This window comes from Streptomyces sp. NPDC033966 (assembly GCF_055575955.1).
Window position 1 is genome coordinate 337445 of record NZ_JBVIRQ010000003.1, and the last position, 16450, is coordinate 353894.

Here is a 16450-nt window from a genome sequence, read left to right on the forward strand (position 1 = left end):
AGTGACATGACGGAAACTCTTGTGCCGGGCTCCGGCGGTGCCGTGATAACCGCTGGCGCGCGGGTGGTCGACCACCCCGCCTGGCCCGTGCTCAAGGCCGCCGTGGAGGAGATCCGCCCCTGGCAGGCCAAGGACGGATCGATCGACTTCGACGCCGAGGGCGCCCCCGCCCACGCCGATGTCGAGGCCGCCGTGGAGCGGGTCGTCGGCGCCGTCGAGGAGCTGTCCCCGCTGCTGCCGCACGCCACCGCGTACCACGCCGCGCTCGTCGCCGACCTGCGCAAGTGGGTCGCCGGGGGCTTCGGCGTGCCGGACTTCCTGGACTCCCTGCTGGCCTTCCACCCGGCCGCGCAGCGCGCCGACGGGCTCCAGCACCTCGTGGTCTTCCCGATGTACACGCAGAACGGCAACCCGGACCGCAACTTCGAGGCCGTCGTCCTGAAGATGGTGTGGCCCGAGTGGCTCTCCGAGCTGGAGCGCACCCGGTACGACAACCCGCTCTTCCTCGGCATCACCTTCGAGGACTTCACCCCGGGCTACGACACCAACTCCGCGGTGCTCTTCCCCGAGACCATCGCCGTCCGCGAGGCCCCCGAGCGCTTCACCTGGGGCGGTATCTTCTGCGACCGCGAGGCGGCCCGCTACCGCAAGGTCACCGCGGCGGCCGTCGACATCCTCGGCATCGAGCTGCCCGAGGACATCGCCCGCATGGTCGAGGACCAGGAGCGCTGCGAGAAGGCCTTCGTCCTGTGGGACATGGTCCACGACCGCACCCACAGCCACGGCGACCTGCCGTTCGACCCCTTCATGATCAAGCAGCGCCAGCCGTTCTGGATGTACGGCCTGGAGGAGCTGCGCTGCGACCTCACCGCCTTCAAGGAGGCCGTGAAGCTGGAGTCCGAGGGCAACGAGCACGGCCGTGACGTGCAGTACGCCGTCCTCTTCGACCGGATGTTCCGCTTCCCCGTCTCCGGCGACCGCAACCGCAACTACGACGGCGTCGGCGGCCAGCTGCTCTTCGCGTACCTCCACAAGCACGACGTCGTGCGCTGGACGGACAACAAGCTGAAGATCGACTGGATGCGCGCCCCGCAGGTCACCAACCAGCTGTGCGCCGAGATCGAGGACCTCTACCGCGCGGGCATCGACCGCCCGAAGCTGGTCCACTGGTTCAAGGCCTACGAGCTGGTCTCCACCTACCTCGCCCCGCACCCGGGCTCCAAGTGGGCCAAGGGCCCCGACGCCCTGGACCTGACGCAGCCGCCGCGCAAGCTCGTGGACGACGTGCTTCCCGACGAGTTTCCCCTCAGCATGTTCTACGAGGCCCTCGCCAAGAAGCTCAAGGGTGTGATCGCCTCCACCAAGGGAATCACCCCGGCGAACGCGGACGACACCGAGCGGGCCGCCGCGTGAGCGACCGCGCACAGGAGGCTGTACGGATGAACGGCAATGGGACGCTCCATGGAGCGGTCGTGGCGGTGGCCGGGGCCGGCGGCCCCGCCGGCCGGGCCGCGCTGATGCGGCTCGCCGAGGCGGGGGCCACGGTCGTGGCCTCCGACGCCGACGCGGCGCGGCTGGCGGAGGCCGTCGACGCCGCCCGCTACGCCCACGGCGGCGCCACCGTCACCGGTGACACCGTCGACCTGCTCGACCTGGAGGCCACCAAGGCCTGGGCCGAGCGCACCGAGAAGGAGTTCGGCCGGATCGACGGCCTGGTCCACCTGGTCGGCGGCTGGCGCGGCAGCAAGACCTTCACCGACGTGGACCTCGCGGACTGGGACTTCCTGGAGAAGCTCCTCATCCGCACCGTCCAGCACACCTCCCTCGCCTTCCACGACGGGCTGCTGCGCAGCGACCGCGGACGTTACGTGCTGATCAGCCAGTCCGGCGCGCACAAGCCGGTCGCCAACAACGCCGCGTACAACGCCGGCAAGGCGGCCGCCGAGGCCTGGACCCTGTCCATGGCGGACTCGTTCCGCAAGGCCGGGGGCGAGGACGGGCCGCAGGCCGCTGCTGCGATCCTGGTGATCAAGGCACTGGTGCACGACGCGATGCGCGCCGAGCGTCCCAATGCGAAGTTCGCGGGCTTCACCGACGTCAAGGAGCTGGCCGAGGCCATCGCCGGCGTCTGGGAGCGGCCCGCCTCCGAAGTGAACGGACAGCGTCTGTGGCTCACTCCACAACCGTGAAGACCGATGCCCGCCGCCACCACGATCCGGCGGTCCGCGGTTTCGCGAGCGACAACTACGCGGGGGTGCATCCGGAGATCCTGGAGGCCGTCGCGCTCGCCAACGGCGGCCACCAGGTCGCCTACGGCGAGGACGAGTACACCGAGCACCTGCAGAAGGTCATCCGCAGCCACTTCGGTCCGTACGCGGAGGCCTTCCCGGTCTTCAACGGCACCGGCGCGAACGTCACCGCCCTCCAGGCGATGACCGACCGCTGGGGCGCCGTGATCTGCGCCAAGTCCGCCCACATCAACGTGGACGAGGGCGGCGCGCCGGAGCGGATGGCGGGCCTCAAGCTGCTCGCCGTGCCCACCCCGGACGGGAAGCTCACCCCCGAGCTGATCGACCAGGAGGCCTGGGGCTTCGAGGACGAGCACCGGGCCATGCCCCAGGTCGTCTCGATCACCCAGAACACCGAGCTCGGCACGGTCTACACCCCGGACGAGATCAGGGCGATCTGCGAGCACGCCCACGGCCTCGGCATGAAGGTGCACCTCGACGGTGCCCGGATAGCCAACGCCGCGGCCTCGCTCGACGTGCCGATGCGCACCTTCACCAACGCGGTGGGCGTCGACGTGCTGTCCTACGGCGGCACCAAGAACGGCATGATGTTCGGCGAGGCGGTGGTCGTGGTGAACCCGGACGCCGTCCGGCAGATGAAGCACATCCGCAAGATGTCGATGCAGCTCGCCTCCAAGATGCGCTTCGTGTCGGTGCAGCTGGAGGCCCTGCTCGCGAAGGACCTGTGGCTGCGCAACGCCCGCCAGGCCAACGCGATGGCGCAGCGGCTCGCGGCCGGTGTGCGGGAGACCGACGGGGTGGAGATCCTCTACCCGGTGCAGGCCAACGCCGTCTTCGCGAAGCTGCCGCACGAGGTGTCGCGCCGGCTCCAGCAGCGGTACCGCTTCTACTTCTGGGACGAGGCCGCCGGCCACGTCCGCTGGATGTGCGGCTACGACACCCGGGAAGAGGACGTGGACGGCTTCCTCCAGGCGCTCAAGGAGGAGCTGTCCCGCTAGCGGGGGCCTCTCCAAAAATGAATAGATATGCCTCCGACCGTAAAACTATTGATCTACGGTCGGAGGCATGCCTATGCTCCCGCCCATGCAGCTCATCCAACAGAACCCTGATATTCATGCCTACTTGGCCTCTGACGAGGCCATAGACCACTGGCATCCCCTGGTGCAGGAGACCGCCGAGGCCCTCTGGTCCGTCACCGGCGACGCATACTCATACGCCAAGGCGGCCTTCGAATTCGTCCGGGACACCATCCCGCACTCGGCCGACTCCGGGGACCCGCGCGTCTCCTGGCGCGCCTCCGACGTGCTGAGCACCCGCAACGGCATCTGCTACGCCAAGTCCCACGCCCTCGCCGCCCTGCTGCGCGCCCAGGGCATCCCCGCCGCCCTCTGCTACCAGCTCCTCGGCGAGGACGACGGTACGGGCCTGGTCGTCCACGGGCTCGTCGCCGTCCGGCTGCCCGGCGCCGAGACCTGGTCCCGGATCGACCCGCGCGGCAACAAGCCCGGCGTGGACGCGCGGTTCGACCTCGACCGGGAGCGGCTCGCCTTCCCGGTCCGCCCGGAGCTCGGCGAGATCGACTACCCCGAGCTCCACGCCTCCCCGCACCCCGCCGCGCTCAAGGCGCTCCAGGAGTCCGCGGACCGGCCGGAGCTGTGGCGGAAGCTTCCGACGGCTCTGTGACCCCCTCGGCCGGTACGGGCTTCCGTGCCGCCACCAGCGCGTGCAGCGCGGCAGCCGCGAGCTGCAGTACGGCGATCCCGAGCAGCAGCGTCCACGGCGGCGCGGCGGCGGCCAGCCCCACCAGGGCGGCGCCCGTCGAAGCCGCCGTGATCTTCAGCCCCGCCCCCAGCGTGAACACCTGCGGCCGCACCGCAGCCGGGGCGTGCTCCGAGCGGATCCGCAGCGTGGCCGTCAGCAGCGGCCCGTCGCAGAAGCCGGCCACCGCGAACGCCGCCGCCGTCAGCGCCACCGACGGCGTGAACGCCGCCACCGCGAGGGCCGCCCCGGTCCCCGCCATGCCCCAGCGGGCCAGCCGGCCCGGCGCCACACCCGTCATCCGGCCCAGCGTCAGGGACCCGGCCAGCGCGCCCGCCGCGAAGGCCGTCATCAGCACCCCGCCCGCGCCCGGACTGCCGAGCCCCGTCGCCAGCAGCACCGAGGTGGTGGTCAGCGACCCGATGCCCACGAAGGCCAGGGTGGTCGCCGAGGTGATGGCCCTCAGCTCCCGGACCCGCCACAGGGCCGCCAGCCCCGCCCCCAGCCCGGCGCGGGGTCCGTCCGGGGAGCGGCCCGCGCCCGGGTCCGCGTACGGGTCCGTGTACGGCAGGGACGCGGCCAGCAGCGCCGCCAGCGCCGCCGAAGCCGCCAGTACCGCCATCGCCGGCCCGGCCGAGAGCAGCGCCCCGACCACGCTGACCGCCGCCGGGGCCGTCACCGCCGCCGCGTTGTAGGTGGAGGCGTCCCATCCGTACGCCCGGTCCCGCGCGGGGCCCGCCGGCAGCAGCCCCGCGACCAGGCTGGAGAGCCCGCCGGTCACCACCGGCCCGCAGGTCCCGCCGAGCACCGCCACCGCGAGCACCACCGGTACCGGGGCCCGCCCCAGCAGCACCGACAGCGCCGCCACCGCCACGGTGAACCCCGCCAGCGCGCCCGCGTAGAACAGCCGGGGCCGCCGGGCCCGGGCCGCGGCGGTCCCCGCCAGCGGCGCGGCCAGCACGTGCGGCGCCAGCCAGGCGGTCAGCACGAACGCCCCGTGGGCCGCGCTGCCGGTGCGTTCCACGGCCAGCAGCACCACCGCCATGCCCATGCCCTCGGACGCGAAGCGCGCGGCCAGCGCAGCCGCCAGATACCGCCCGAACCCGCCCATCTGCGAACCCCCTCCGCGCCGGGTGACGTGTCGAACGGACAAGACGCTACGTCAGACGGGTGCAGGACGGCTGGAAGAATACGGGGCCCGTATCAGTTGGCCTCGCGCTCCTTGACCTGCGCGGCCGTCGGGGCGGTGCCGCCGAGGTGGGCCGGGAGCCACCACGAGTCCTCGGAGCCCTGCGGCTTGGCCGGGTAGGCGCTCTGCGCCGCGTCCAGCAGCTCCTGCACGCGCTCGCGCAGGCGGCGGGTGATCGCGCCCGCGAACTGGTCCTTCGGCGCCTCGATGGGCTCGCCGACGCGCATGGTCACCGGGATGTGGCTGCGCTTGAGGTTCTTCGGGCGGCCCTTGGTCCACAGCCGCTGCGTGCCCCACAGGGCCACCGGGATCAGCGGGACCCCGGCCTCCTGGGCCATGCGCGCCGCACCCGACTTGAAGCTCTTGAGGGTGAACGACTGGGAGATCGTCGCCTCCGGGAACACCCCGATGATCTCGCCGGAGCGCAGCGAGTCCAGCGCGTGCTGGTAGGCGGTCTCGCCCTGCTGGCGGTCCACCGGGATGTGCTTCATCGCGCGCATCAGCGGGCCCGAGACCTTGTGCCGGAACACCGACTCCTTGGCCATGAAGCGGACCAGGCGCTTCTGCGGGCGCGCGGTCAGGCCGGCGAAGATGAAGTCGAGGTATCCGATGTGGTTCGACACCAGGACGGCCCCGCCCTTGCGCGGGATGTTCTCGGTGCCCTTCATGTCGATCCGGATGTCCAGCGCACGGAAGAGGGTGTGCGCGGCACCGATCACCGGGGGGTATACGAGCTCAGCCATGATGGGGAGACCCCGCTTTCTGCCTGGGGAGGTGCTCCCGGCCGGAAGTTACGGCAGCGTAGGTACGCGGCCATGGGGATCGTGCCCCAAACGCGGCCCGCTGGCCAGCCCAGACGCTCACAGCGGGCGAGATTCTCGTCACGCGGGGAATGCCGCGCGCCGGACGGATGCTCGGATCAGGGTACGTACATGCGAACAGGGCGGACGGGAGCGGGTGTGCGCGGGCACGGAGAAGGAACGCGGGCGCCGGGCGGGCAGGGGCCCCTCGGCGCCGCCGAGCTGGGCCGGGAGCCGGGGGAGCGGGCCAGCCTGGTCCAGTTCTCGACCGCTTTCTGCCAGCCCTGCCGGGCCACCCGCAGGATCCTCGCCGAAGTCGCCGAAATGGTGGACGGCGTCGAGCACATCGAAATCGACGCCGAGCGCAACCTCGAACTCGTGCGCGCCCTCGCCATCGAGAAGACCCCCACCGTCCTCGTCCTGGACGCCGCCGGGCGCGTGGTCCGGCGCGCGGCCGGGATGCCGCGCAAGGCGGACGTGATCGCGGCTCTGGGGGCTGCGCTGTGACGGACGCGCCGGTGCGCGCACCCGCACGCAGCGTGACGCGTCTGACATCTGCCCGCTGCGGCTTGACTGTGTACGCGTGAGATCGCCACGCTGGCCGCATGCGGTATGAACTCCTGCTTCACGGGCGGCTCCACGTGGACCTCGTCCGCCATGCGAGCGCGCGCTGTCGGGACAGCTGAAGGCCCCCGTCCAGGCCCACCGGCCCCCGGTCCCCCTAGCGCGCCCGCGACCCCGCGGCAGAAGGAAGCATTCCCATGACGGCCCCGACGGCCCCGCCCGTATCCCTCGGCTCCGCCGACGACCCCCTGCCCGGCTCTCCCGAACTGCTCCGCTCCGTCTTCCGGCGGCACGCCGCGGGCGTCGCGGTGATCACCGCCGAGACCGGGGGCCGGCCCGCCGGTTTCACCGCGACCTCGCTCAACTCCGTCTCCGCGGACCCGCCGCTGCTCTCGTTCACCATCGGCACCGGCGCCTCCAGCTGGCCGGCGGTGCGCGACAGCGATCACCTCGGCGTCCACATACTCGGCGAGCACCAGCGGGAGCTGGCCGGCCTCTTCGCGCGCAGCGGAGCCGACCGCTTCGGGGCCCAGACCGAGTGGGCCCCGGGGCCGCACGGCGTGCCGCTGCTCGGCGGGGTGCTGGCGTGGATGGTGTGCCGGGTGGTGGCGCGGGTGCCCGCCGGGGCGCACCGGGTGGTCATCGCCGAGGCGGTTGCGGGGGACCCGGCCGGGGAGGGCCGCCCCCTGCTGTACCACCAGGGGCGCTTCAACGCGTTGCGGGACTGAATCGTCCCTGCTGGGGCGGGTTCGGGCGGCGTTGGACAGATCACAGTTCAGCGGCCTTGCAACCGGGGAAGACCCACTGTGTACTGACGAGTAACATTCCCTTCGGAGCGCGGGCCGCCCCGACCGGGACCCGCCCTACAAGGCGCCTATGCTGCCTGCACAAGGCGGTTTCAGAAAAAGACGATGCGGTAGGAGAGCCGGCGTGAGCCTGAGGATCGTTGTCTGTGTGAAGTACGTGCCCGACGCCACCGGTGACCGGCACTTCGCCGATGACCTGACCGTCGACCGCGACGACGTCGACGGTCTGCTGTCGGAGCTCGACGAGTACGCCGTCGAGCAGGCGCTGCAGATCGCCGACGAGGCGGACGACGCCGAGATCACCGTCCTGACGGTGGGCCCCGAGGACGCCAAGGACGCGCTGCGCAAGGCGCTGTCGATGGGCGCCGACAAGGCCGTCCACGTCGAGGACGACGACCTGCACGGCACCGACGTCATCGGTACCTCGCTGGTCCTCGCGAAGGCGATCGAGAAGGCCGGCTACGACCTGGTCATCACCGGCATGGCGTCGACCGACGGCACCATGGGTGTCCTCCCGGCGATCCTGGCCGAGCGCCTGGGCGTCCCGCAGGTCACCCTGCTCTCCGAGGTCAAGGTCGAGGACGGCACCGTCACGGGCCGCCGCGACGGCGACTCCGCGAGCGAGCAGCTGGAGGCCTCCCTCCCGGCCGTCGTCTCGGTGACGGACCAGTCGGGCGAGGCCCGCTACCCGTCCTTCAAGGGCATCATGGCCGCCAAGAAGAAGCCGGTGGAGTCCTGGGACCTGTCGGACCTGGACCTGGAGGCCGAAGAGGTCGGCCTCGAGGGCGCCTACACCGCGGTCGACTCCGCGGCCCAGCGTCCGGCCCGCACCGCCGGCACGATCGTCAAGGACGAGGGCGAGGGCGGCAAGCAGCTGGCCGAGTTCCTGGCCGGCCAGAAGTTCATCTAAGGACTTCGGTCACCCCTCTCAAGCCCCCAGACACTTCGCAACAGCAGGAGAGCAGTCACCATGGCTGAAGTTCTCGTCTACGTCGACCACGTGGACGGTGCCGTCCGCAAGCCCACCCTCGAGCTGCTGACGCTGGCCCGCCGCGTCGGCGAGCCCGTCGCCGTCGCCCTGGGCGCCGGTGCCGAGGCCACCGCCGCCGTGCTCGCCGAGCACGGTGCCGTCAAGGTCCTCACCGCCGACGCCCCCGAGTTCGCCGAGTACCTCGTCGTACCGAAGGTGGACGCGCTGCAGGCCGCGTACGACTCTGTGTCCGCCGCCGGCTCCCTCGCCGCCGTGCTCGTCCCGTCCTCCGCCGAGGGCAAGGAGATCGCCGCGCGCCTCGCCGTGCGCATCGGCTCCGGCATCATCACCGACGCCATCGACCTGGAGGCCGGTGACGAGGGTCCGGTCGCGACGCAGGCCGCCTTCGCCGCGTCGTTCACCACCAAGTCCCGCGTGTCCAAGGGCACCCCGGTCATCACCGTGAAGCCGAACTCGGCCCCGGTCGAGGCCGCCCCGGCCGCCGGCGCCGTCGAGGCGCTCGCCGTCACCTTCGGCGCCCTGGCCACCGGCACCAAGGTCGTCTCCCGCACCCCGCGCGAGTCGACCGGCCGCCCGGAGCTGACCGAGGCCGCGATCGTGGTCTCCGGCGGCCGCGGCGTCAACGGCGCCGAGAACTTCGCGATCATCGAGGCGCTCGCGGACTCCCTCGGTGCCGCCGTCGGCGCCTCGCGCGCCGCCGTCGACGCCGGCTGGTACCCGCACTCCAACCAGGTCGGCCAGACCGGCAAGTCGGTCTCCCCGCAGCTGTACATCGCCTCCGGCATCTCCGGCGCGATCCAGCACCGGGCCGGCATGCAGACCTCGAAGACCATCGTGGCCATCAACAAGGACGCCGAGGCCCCGATCTTCGACCTGGTCGACTACGGCGTGGTCGGCGACCTCTTCGAGGTCGTCCCGCAGCTGACGGGCGAGATCAAGGCGCGCAAGGGCTAAATCCCGCGCCCGGTCGCTGACCTGCGCATCTCTTGGCCTACGGGGCCGTGTGGTGATTGTCACCGCACGGCCCCGAGTCGTTTGTCCCACGCGGTGGAGGGACCATTGACTGAGCGGAACGCCGTGACTAAATTCTGCTATGCGGATCTAAGCTTCCGTGAAGCGGAAAAGAGGAGAGTGGCACGATGGGTCAGCAGGAGAAGGTGGCGACGAGCCTCGCAGGCGCGGTCAGCGAGGGCATCAGCGCCTCCCTCGCGCCGGTGGACGCGGAACTCGCGCGCCACTACCCGGGCGACCCCGGCACCCGTCAGCCCATCCACACCGTCTACGTCCCCGGTGACGTCTTCGCCGCCGACACCATCCGCTCCTGGGGCGACCAGGCCCTCGCGGCCATGGACGAGCACGCCCCGGACGCCGCCACCTTCGCCAAGGTACTCGGCATCTCCGACGAGCTGGCCGTACCGGTCTACGACCGCGTCCGCGCCAAGCTCGCCACCGAGCCCATCGAGGACCTCCGCGTCGACTTCGAGGACGGCTTCGGCGTCCGCTCCGACGAGGAGGAGGACCAGGCCGCGGCCCGCGCCGCCCGCCTGATCTCCGAGGCCTACTCCAACGGCACCAACGCCCCCTACATGGGCATCCGCATGAAGTGCATGGAGTCCAACGTCCGCGACCGCGGCATCCGCACCACCGACGTCTTCCTCTCCGGCCTGCTCGCCCACGGCGGTCTCCCGGAGAACCTGGTCCTGACCCTCCCCAAGGTCACCTACGCCGAGCAGGTCACCGCGTTCGTCGAGCTGCTGGAGGCCTTCGAGACCGCCCGCGGCCTGCGCACGGGCCGCATCGGCTTCGAGATCCAGATCGAGACCAGCCAGTCCATCCTGGCCTCCGACGGCACCGCCACCGTGGCCCGGATGATCGAGGCCTCCAAGGGCCGCGCCACCGGCCTGCACTACGGCACCTTCGACTACAGCGCCTGCGTCGGCGTCTCCGCCGCCTACCAGGCCAGCGACCACCCCGCCGCCGACCACGCGAAGGCGATCATGCAGGTGGCCGCGGCGGGCACCGGCGTACGCGTCTCCGACGGCTCGACGAACGTGCTGCCCATCGGCACCACCGAGAAGGTCCACGAGGGCTGGAAGCTGCACTACGGCCTCACCCGCCGCGCCCTGGCCCGCGCCTACTACCAGGGCTGGGACATGCACCCGGCGCACCTGCCGACCCGCTACGCGGCCGTCTTCACCTTCTACCGCGAGGGCCTGGAGGCCGCCGCCGCGCGCCTGAAGGCGTACGTGGCCAAGATCGAGGGCGACGTCATGGACGAGCCGGCCACCGCCAAGGCCCTGGCCGGCTACCTGGTCCGCGGCCTCGACTGCGGCGCCGTCGGCACGGACGAGGTCACCGCCCTCACCGGCCTGACCCGCGCCGAACTGGACGCCTTCGCCATCCCGCGCCGCTCGGCGACCCTGACGGCGACCGCCTGATCCACACGTCCCCGCACGGCCCGGCCCGGGATCACCCGAGCCGGGCCGTCGGCGCGTGCGGGGTCGGCAGGACCCAGCAGCGCAGGGTGCCGTCGTCCCCGGAGGAGGCCAGCAGGCTCCCGTCGGGGGAGAAGGCGACGCCCCGGACGGCGCCGGTGTGGCCGGTCAGCGGCAGGTCGGTGGCGGCCCTGCCCGATGCCGGGTCCCAGAGCTGTACGGTGCCGTCCGCGCCGGCGGTGGCGAGCCGGTGCCCTCGCGGGGAGAACGCGAGCTCGTACACCGGGCCGGCGTGCCCGGAGAGGCGGTGGGCGGAGGCGGCGGGGGCGAGGACGTCCCACAGCAGGACGTCCCCGTCGGCGTCGCCGGTGGCCAGCACGCCGCCGTCGGGTGAGAAGGCCAGGGTGCCGACGCTGCTCAGGTGGCCGTACAGCTCCAGGCAGGACCCTTCCGGGTCGGCCGGATCCCACAGCACCACCCGCTCGCCCATCGCGGCGGCCAGCATGCCTTCGCCCGGAGCCGCGGCGAGGGCGAACACGTCCGACACCCCGTGCGGCACGTGCCCGAGAAGACCGAGGCCGCTGGAGGTGTTCAGGACCAGAACCCGGCCCTCCGCCCCGATCACGGCCACCTGCCCGGTGGCGGGGGCACGGAACGCGACGTGCTCCACCAGGGACACGGGACGTCCGGCCGGCATGCCCGGGGTCCACAGCTTGGCCGCCCCGCCATCGGCGGGGAAGTCCAGCCCCCACGGGAACGTACCGGTCGGCGAGGGCAGGCTCTCGGACAGCATGAGGCGTGACGCCGGATCCCAGGTGAGGATCCGGCCGTTCTTGGCGCGGACCAGGAGACGGCTGCCGTCCGGGGCGAAGGCCAGCCTGCGCAGAGCGACTCCGTTCATGCTCGACAAGGGAGGCAGGGCCACGGCCTGATGCTTGCGCAGGGCGGTGTCGAGGGCACGTGCCGCGAGCGGCGGAGAGGACGAGGGCGCCGCGTGCGGTTCGTCGTGGTACACGACCAGAGTGTCGGCCTCGCCGCAGAGGGCGATCATGCGGCCGTCGGGGGACATGGCCAATCGGTCGAACGGGCCTTTGTGCTCCGCCAGGGGCGGGCCCAACAGGGCTCCGGTCGAAGGTTCCCACAGTCGTACGGTGCCGTGGTCACTCATGGTGGCCAGCAGGCGGCCGTCCAGGGAGAAGGCCATGGTGGCCCCGCTGCCGGCCGCTTCGGCAAGTCTGCACGCGACTGTGCCGGTCGCGGTGTCCCACAGCAGGGTTTCGCCGCCGTAGGTCGTGGCCAACAGGGCGCCGTCGGGGGAGAACGCGGCCCCGACCGGTCCATCGATGTCATCGATGAGGGGTCTGCCGACGCGCCCACCCGTCGTGGGATCCCACAGGCGCAGCGTCTGCGTGGTCCTGAGCGCGGCCAGGACACTGCCGTCGGGGCGGCAGACCATTGCCTCGATCTCGCCGATCAGAGGTGATCCGACGGGCTCCCCTGCCGCCGTGTCCCACCACTGGACGATCTCGTCATCGGCCGTGACCAATGTCCGGCCGTCCGCCGCGAAGACGACCACGTCGACGGAGCCGCGGTGGCCGGCCAAGGGCGGCCCTGCCCGCTTCAGGGTCGCGGTTTCCCACAGAGTCACCGTGCCCTCGCAGTCTCCGACGGCGAGGAGGTGGCCGCGGGGGGAGAACGCCAGCGAGAAGGCGAGGGGTCTGTCTTGGATATCGCTGACGAGGACTCCTCTGAGGGGATCCCACAGTTGGACCACTGGCTCGGCGTCGTCCGCCCCGGATACGGCGAGGAACCGTCCGTCGGGGGAGAAGGCCGCGCACCAGCTGTTGTCCGCCCGCATGGTGAGCACGTGGGCCAGCGTGAAGCGGGGCTCGTTGACGGGGACGGGCAAGTGCGCCTTCGCGACGGGCTCATGTACCCGGGAGCCCCGGACCGGCGCCAGGGCGGCCAGGCCGCGCCAGCGGCGGCGCCAGGGTTCCAGCTCGGGGGAGTTGTGGGGCGGGACGGGCCGTTCCTGCCCGAACTCGTCGTAGGAGAGGAGGATCCGGACCAGGCCCATCAGGTTGTCCAGCCTCGGAAGGCAGTCCCCTCGGAACGCGTCGCTCTGCGTGGCGACCGGAAGCCGGATCCCGGTCTTGGACTTCGCCGCACGCGCGGCCAGTTCGCGGTACGACCGGTGGCCGCGGTCGAGTCGCAGGCGGCGTAAGTCCGCCGCGAACGACTTCAGTTCTTCGTCGAATGCACGCACACCGTTCATCACCGCACAGGTTAGGGCCGGGCGGGGTGCGCCGCCGGACGATTCCGGACAGTGCCGGTCAGCGACGGTGTCCGGCACTGTCCGGCAGCGGTCCGGGTTCGTTCGGCGGGGGCGGTGCGCGGGCGCGGACGGCGCTGGAATCGGGGCATGACCACACCCCCGGACACCGATCCGCCCCTGCTGACCCTGCACGCCGCCGTCGTCCTGCTCGGCGCCGTGCTCGCCGGCTTCGTCACCGGCGCTCTGAGTCACCTCGGCGGGGTGCCGGCCGCGCTCGCGGTGCTCGCCGGGCTCACCGCCGCCGGCGGGGCCGTGCCCGTGCTGCGGACGCTCATCCGCTGACCGGCGGCAGTTCGCCCGAGCCGCGGGGGATGAGGCGGGTGGGGAGTTCGATGCGGGTCGGGGGGAGGGGGGTGCCCGCCAGGCGCTGGAAGAGGCGGTCCGTGGCCACCCGGCCCAGGGCCGCCGGGTCCTGCGCGACCACCGTGACGCCCGGGCGCAGCAGGTCGGCGAGCTCGAAGTCGTCGAAGCCGACCAGCGCCACCGGCCGGGGCAGCGCCGCGAGGACCCGTACGACCGTGACGGTGACCCGGTTGTTGCCGGCGAAGACGGCGGTGACCGGCTCCGGGCCCGCCAGCATCGCGCCGGCCGCCGCCGCCACCCGTTCGGGGGAGGTGGAGCCCAGGGAGACCCAGTCCCCGGACACCGGCAGGCCGGCCGCCCCCATCGCCTCGCGGTAGCCGCACAGGCGCTCCGTCGCCGTGTGGATGCGGGGGTGGTCGCCGATGAACCCGATCCTGCGGTGCCCGGCCGCGATCAGGTGCGCCACCCCGTCCCGGGCGCCGCCGAAGCTGTCCGACAGGACGACGTCCGCCTCGATCCCGCCCGCCGGGCGGTCCACGAACACGGTGGCCACCCCCGCCCGGATCTCGGGTTCCAGGTAACGGTGGTCGTCCCCGGCGGGGATCACGATCAGCCCGTCCACCCGGCGGGCGCACAGCGCGAGCGCCAACTCCCGCTCGCGGTCCGGGTCCTCGGCGCTGGAGCCGTTGATGAGCAGGGCGCCGTGGGTGCGCGCCACCTCCTCCACCGCCCGGTTGAGCGGACCGTAGAAGGGGTCGGCGAGGTCCTCCAGGACCAGGCCCACGGTGGCGGTGCGCCCCTTGCGGAGCACCCGCGCGCTGTCGTTGCGCCGGAAGCCGAGCTCCTCGATGGCCTCCTGCACCCGCCGCTCGGTGTCCGGGGTCACCCCCGGCTCGCCGTTGACGACCCGCGAGACCGTCTTCAGGCCGACGCCCGCCCGGGCCGCCACGTCCTTCATGGTGGGCCGGTTGCCGTAGCGGGGCTCGGACGGGTGGCGGGTCTGCGGCACGGCGGGGAAACCTCCGGAGGCGGCGGGCGGCGGGCGGTGCGGAAGGGCTCCGGCACCGGCGGTGATCTCGGCTCCGCCCCCGAGCATAAGCACTCGACCGGCGGGCGGGTTTCCATGGCAGGGTGGGGCGGGCAAGCCATCGGGGGGCTTCGGAGGCGAGCCACAGGGAGAGGGGTAGACGTGATTGTCTGGATCAACGGCACTTTCGGTGCCGGGAAGACCAGCACGGCCCGTGAACTGGCCGGACTCCTTCCGGACAGCAGCCTGTACGACCCGGAGCTCATCGGCGACGCCCTGCGCCGGCTGCTGCCGCCCAAACGCCTCGCCGAGGTAGACGACTACCAGGACCTCCCGAGCTGGCGGCGGCTGGTCGTGGACACGGCGGCGGCGATGCTGGCGGAGCTGGGCGGGGTCCTGGTCGTGCCGATGACGCTGCTGCGGCAGGAGTACCGCGACGAGATCTTCGGCGGCCTCGCGGCGCGCCGGATCCCCGTGCGGCACGTATTGCTCGCCCCGGAGGAAACGATCCTGCGGGAACGCATCGCCACCCGTCGGGAACCGGGGGCGCCCGAGGTGGTGGACGTACGGGTCCGCCAGTGGGCGTACGACCACATCCCGGCGTACCAGCAGGCACTGGGCTGGCTCAGTGCCGACGCGCACCTCGTCGACAACGGGCGCCTGACGGTCCGGGAGACGGCGCAGCGCATCGCCGACGCCGTACGCACCGGCACGGCGCCGGTCTGCGACATCGTGCAGACCCCGGAGCCGACGCGGGAGACGGTGGCGGCGGGGGTGCTGCTCTTCGACGACCGGGACCGGGTCCTCCTGGTGGATCCGACGTACAAGCCGGGCTGGGAGTTCCCGGGCGGGGTGGTCGAACCGGGCGAGGCCCCGGCACGGGCCGGCGTACGGGAGGTCGCGGAGGAGCTCGGCCTGACGCTGGAGCAGGTGCCCGGCCTGCTCGTGGTCGACTGGGAGCCGCCCCGCTCCCCGGCGTACGGCGGGCTGCGGCTGCTGTTCGACGGCGGACGGCTGTCGGAGCCGGAGATCGCGCGGCTGCGGCTGCCCGGCCCGGAACTGCGGGCCTGGCGCTTCGTCACCGAGTCCGAGGCCGCCGGCCTCCTGCCGCCGCAGCGCCGTGAACGGCTGCGCTGGGCCCTGCGCGCCCGCGAGCGCGGAAACCCGCTCTACCTGGAGTCGGGCCGCCCCACCCCGTGACGCGCCCGGACCCCGGTGCCGCGCACCGGGGTCCCGCCGTGCCCGGGGCCGTGCTCAGACCGCGGCCGCCCGCGCCGCCTCGTGGAGCACCTTCGCGGTGTCCTCGGTCCAGGGGTCGCCGTGGCCGAAGCAGGCCACGGAGGGGGCGAGGGCGGCCAGCCGGCCGAAGGAGGCGACGGCCTCGGCCCGGTCGACGTTGAAGACGCCCAGCATCACCTGGCCGACCCCCGCCACGCAGTCCCCCGTGAACAGGACGCCGTGCTCGGGCAGGTGCACGCCGATGCTGCCCGGCGTGTGCCCCGGGGCGTGGACCACCACCGCCCCGCCGCCGAAGTCCAGCACCTCGCCGTCCTCGAGCTCCCGGTCGACCCGGGTCGGCGGGGCCTCGGGGACCGTTATCCCGTGCGCGTAGAGCGGGACTTCCCAGTCCAGCAGCACCGGCTCGGGAACCGGCTGCTCGCCGCGCACCACCGGCGCGTCCAGCCGGTGCGCCAGCACCCGCGCGCCCCAGCGGACGGCGAGTTCACCGGCGGCGCCGACGTGGTCGCGGTGGCAGTGCGTCAGGACGATCCGCTCCAGCCGCTCGGGCTCCAGCCCGAGGGAACGTATCGCCTCCTCGATGCCGTCGGCGGAGCCGGCGTGCCCGGCGTCGATCAGGGTGAGGGCCCCGCCGTCCTGCCAGAGGTAGGCCTGGCCGATGGCGAAGTTCAGCATGTGGAGCCGGTCCGGGATGACTTCAACGAGATCCATGACGGCGACCGTAGACGCCCGGGCCTGCCCCGGGGACCCGTCT

General features: G+C 72.6%; 16 protein-coding genes. 11 read left to right on the forward strand and 5 right to left on the reverse strand.

The window, feature by feature from the left end; all coding sequences use genetic code 11:
• The first annotated feature begins 6 nt into the window (after positions 1-6).
• From ACZ518_RS10480 to ACZ518_RS10495, 4 genes are all read left to right on the forward strand, one after another.
• Positions 7-1413, forward strand: a complete 1407-nt coding sequence (locus tag ACZ518_RS10480) for a DUF6421 family protein (RefSeq protein WP_469112624.1) — start codon at positions 7-9, stop codon at positions 1411-1413.
• 26 nt (positions 1414-1439) lie between these two features.
• Positions 1440-2189 (forward strand): SDR family NAD(P)-dependent oxidoreductase, encoded by a 750-nt coding sequence (locus ACZ518_RS10485; protein WP_469112625.1) that lies wholly within the window; start codon positions 1440-1442, stop codon positions 2187-2189.
• The gene (locus tag ACZ518_RS10490) at positions 2186-3247 is read left to right on the forward strand and encodes a threonine aldolase family protein (RefSeq protein WP_469112626.1); all 1062 of its coding nucleotides are present in this window, start codon (positions 2186-2188) and stop codon (positions 3245-3247) included. The genes ACZ518_RS10485 and ACZ518_RS10490 overlap by 4 nt, the downstream gene beginning before the upstream one ends.
• A gap of 85 nt (positions 3248-3332) precedes the next feature.
• On the forward strand, positions 3333-3932 hold the full coding sequence (locus tag ACZ518_RS10495; protein WP_469112627.1) for a transglutaminase-like domain-containing protein: 600 nt from the start codon (positions 3333-3335) through the stop codon (positions 3930-3932).
• On the opposite strand, the gene ACZ518_RS10500 is transcribed toward ACZ518_RS10495, so the two are convergent.
• Both ACZ518_RS10500 and ACZ518_RS10505 read right to left on the reverse strand, forming a co-directional pair.
• Entirely contained in the window at positions 3868-5118 is a 1251-nt protein-coding gene (locus tag ACZ518_RS10500) for an MFS transporter (RefSeq protein ID WP_469112628.1), read from the reverse strand. The two genes, ACZ518_RS10495 and ACZ518_RS10500, sit on opposite strands and share 65 nt — an antisense overlap.
• A gap of 92 nt (positions 5119-5210) precedes the next feature.
• Positions 5211-5939: a lysophospholipid acyltransferase family protein gene (locus tag ACZ518_RS10505; protein WP_405982063.1), complete on the reverse strand. Its 729-nt coding sequence runs from the start codon at positions 5937-5939 to the stop codon at positions 5211-5213.
• Between the two features lie 189 nt (positions 5940-6128).
• Here ACZ518_RS10505 and ACZ518_RS10510 point away from each other — a divergent pair, with 189 nt between their 5' ends.
• The 5 genes from ACZ518_RS10510 to ACZ518_RS10530 all read left to right on the forward strand — a co-directional run bounded on the left by ACZ518_RS10510 (position 6129) and on the right by ACZ518_RS10530 (position 10795).
• Positions 6129-6503: a TlpA family protein disulfide reductase gene (locus ACZ518_RS10510; protein ID WP_469112629.1), complete on the forward strand. Its 375-nt coding sequence runs from the start codon at positions 6129-6131 to the stop codon at positions 6501-6503.
• Positions 6504-6757: 254 nt separating this feature from the next.
• Positions 6758-7288 (forward strand): flavin reductase family protein, encoded by a 531-nt coding sequence (locus ACZ518_RS10515; protein ID WP_469112630.1) that lies wholly within the window; start codon positions 6758-6760, stop codon positions 7286-7288.
• A gap of 202 nt (positions 7289-7490) precedes the next feature.
• A complete protein-coding gene (locus ACZ518_RS10520; RefSeq protein WP_401242371.1) occupies positions 7491-8276 on the forward strand; it encodes an electron transfer flavoprotein subunit beta/FixA family protein in 786 nt (261 codons plus the stop codon).
• A gap of 60 nt (positions 8277-8336) precedes the next feature.
• Complete coding sequence (locus tag ACZ518_RS10525) at positions 8337-9311, forward strand: electron transfer flavoprotein subunit alpha/FixB family protein (RefSeq protein WP_469112631.1); 975 nt, start codon at positions 8337-8339, stop codon at positions 9309-9311.
• 185 nt (positions 9312-9496) lie between these two features.
• On the forward strand, positions 9497-10795 hold the full coding sequence (locus tag ACZ518_RS10530) for a DUF6986 family protein (RefSeq protein WP_469112632.1): 1299 nt from the start codon (positions 9497-9499) through the stop codon (positions 10793-10795).
• A gap of 31 nt (positions 10796-10826) precedes the next feature.
• On the opposite strand, the gene ACZ518_RS10535 is transcribed toward ACZ518_RS10530, so the two are convergent.
• Positions 10827-13067: a WD40 repeat domain-containing protein gene (locus tag ACZ518_RS10535; protein WP_469112633.1), complete on the reverse strand. Its 2241-nt coding sequence runs from the start codon at positions 13065-13067 to the stop codon at positions 10827-10829.
• 147 nt (positions 13068-13214) lie between these two features.
• On the opposite strand from ACZ518_RS10535, the gene ACZ518_RS10540 reads away from it, so the two are divergent.
• Entirely contained in the window at positions 13215-13409 is a 195-nt protein-coding gene (locus ACZ518_RS10540; protein WP_469112634.1) for a hypothetical protein, read from the forward strand.
• Here the strand turns inward: ACZ518_RS10540 and ACZ518_RS10545 are convergent.
• On the reverse strand, positions 13399-14388 hold the full coding sequence (locus ACZ518_RS10545) for a LacI family DNA-binding transcriptional regulator (RefSeq protein ID WP_469112945.1): 990 nt from the start codon (positions 14386-14388) through the stop codon (positions 13399-13401). The two genes, ACZ518_RS10540 and ACZ518_RS10545, sit on opposite strands and share 11 nt — an antisense overlap.
• A gap of 231 nt (positions 14389-14619) precedes the next feature.
• Here ACZ518_RS10545 and ACZ518_RS10550 point away from each other — a divergent pair, with 231 nt between their 5' ends.
• Entirely contained in the window at positions 14620-15657 is a 1038-nt protein-coding gene (locus ACZ518_RS10550) for an NUDIX hydrolase (protein ID WP_469112635.1), read from the forward strand.
• Between the two features lie 54 nt (positions 15658-15711).
• Here the strand turns inward: ACZ518_RS10550 and ACZ518_RS10555 are convergent, their stop codons facing one another.
• A complete protein-coding gene (locus ACZ518_RS10555) occupies positions 15712-16407 on the reverse strand; it encodes an MBL fold metallo-hydrolase (protein ID WP_469112636.1) in 696 nt (231 codons plus the stop codon).
• Between the last annotated feature and the right edge of the window lie 43 nt (positions 16408-16450).

Bases quoted from the DNA above. Each gene is read 5' to 3' on its own strand.
- ACZ518_RS10480 (WP_469112624.1), top strand. From the start codon at position 7: ATGACGGAAACTCTTGTGCCGGGCTCCGGCGGTGCCGTGATAACCGCT.
- ACZ518_RS10485 (WP_469112625.1), top strand. From the start codon at position 1,440: ATGAACGGCAATGGGACGCTCCATGGAGCGGTCGTGGCGGTGGCCGGG.
- ACZ518_RS10495 (WP_469112627.1), top strand. From the start codon at position 3,333: ATGCAGCTCATCCAACAGAACCCTGATATTCATGCCTACTTGGCCTCT.
- ACZ518_RS10500 (WP_469112628.1), bottom strand. From the start codon at position 5,118: ATGGGCGGGTTCGGGCGGTATCTGGCGGCTGCGCTGGCCGCGCGCTTC.
- ACZ518_RS10505 (WP_405982063.1), bottom strand. From the start codon at position 5,939: ATGGCTGAGCTCGTATACCCCCCGGTGATCGGTGCCGCGCACACCCTC.
- ACZ518_RS10510 (WP_469112629.1), top strand. From the start codon at position 6,129: ATGCGAACAGGGCGGACGGGAGCGGGTGTGCGCGGGCACGGAGAAGGA.
- ACZ518_RS10515 (WP_469112630.1), top strand. From the start codon at position 6,758: ATGACGGCCCCGACGGCCCCGCCCGTATCCCTCGGCTCCGCCGACGAC.
- ACZ518_RS10525 (WP_469112631.1), top strand. From the start codon at position 8,337: ATGGCTGAAGTTCTCGTCTACGTCGACCACGTGGACGGTGCCGTCCGC.
- ACZ518_RS10530 (WP_469112632.1), top strand. From the start codon at position 9,497: ATGGGTCAGCAGGAGAAGGTGGCGACGAGCCTCGCAGGCGCGGTCAGC.
- ACZ518_RS10535 (WP_469112633.1), bottom strand. From the start codon at position 13,067: ATGAACGGTGTGCGTGCATTCGACGAAGAACTGAAGTCGTTCGCGGCG.
- ACZ518_RS10540 (WP_469112634.1), top strand. From the start codon at position 13,215: ATGACCACACCCCCGGACACCGATCCGCCCCTGCTGACCCTGCACGCC.
- ACZ518_RS10545 (WP_469112945.1), bottom strand. From the start codon at position 14,388: ATGAAGGACGTGGCGGCCCGGGCGGGCGTCGGCCTGAAGACGGTCTCG.
- ACZ518_RS10555 (WP_469112636.1), bottom strand. From the start codon at position 16,407: ATGGATCTCGTTGAAGTCATCCCGGACCGGCTCCACATGCTGAACTTC.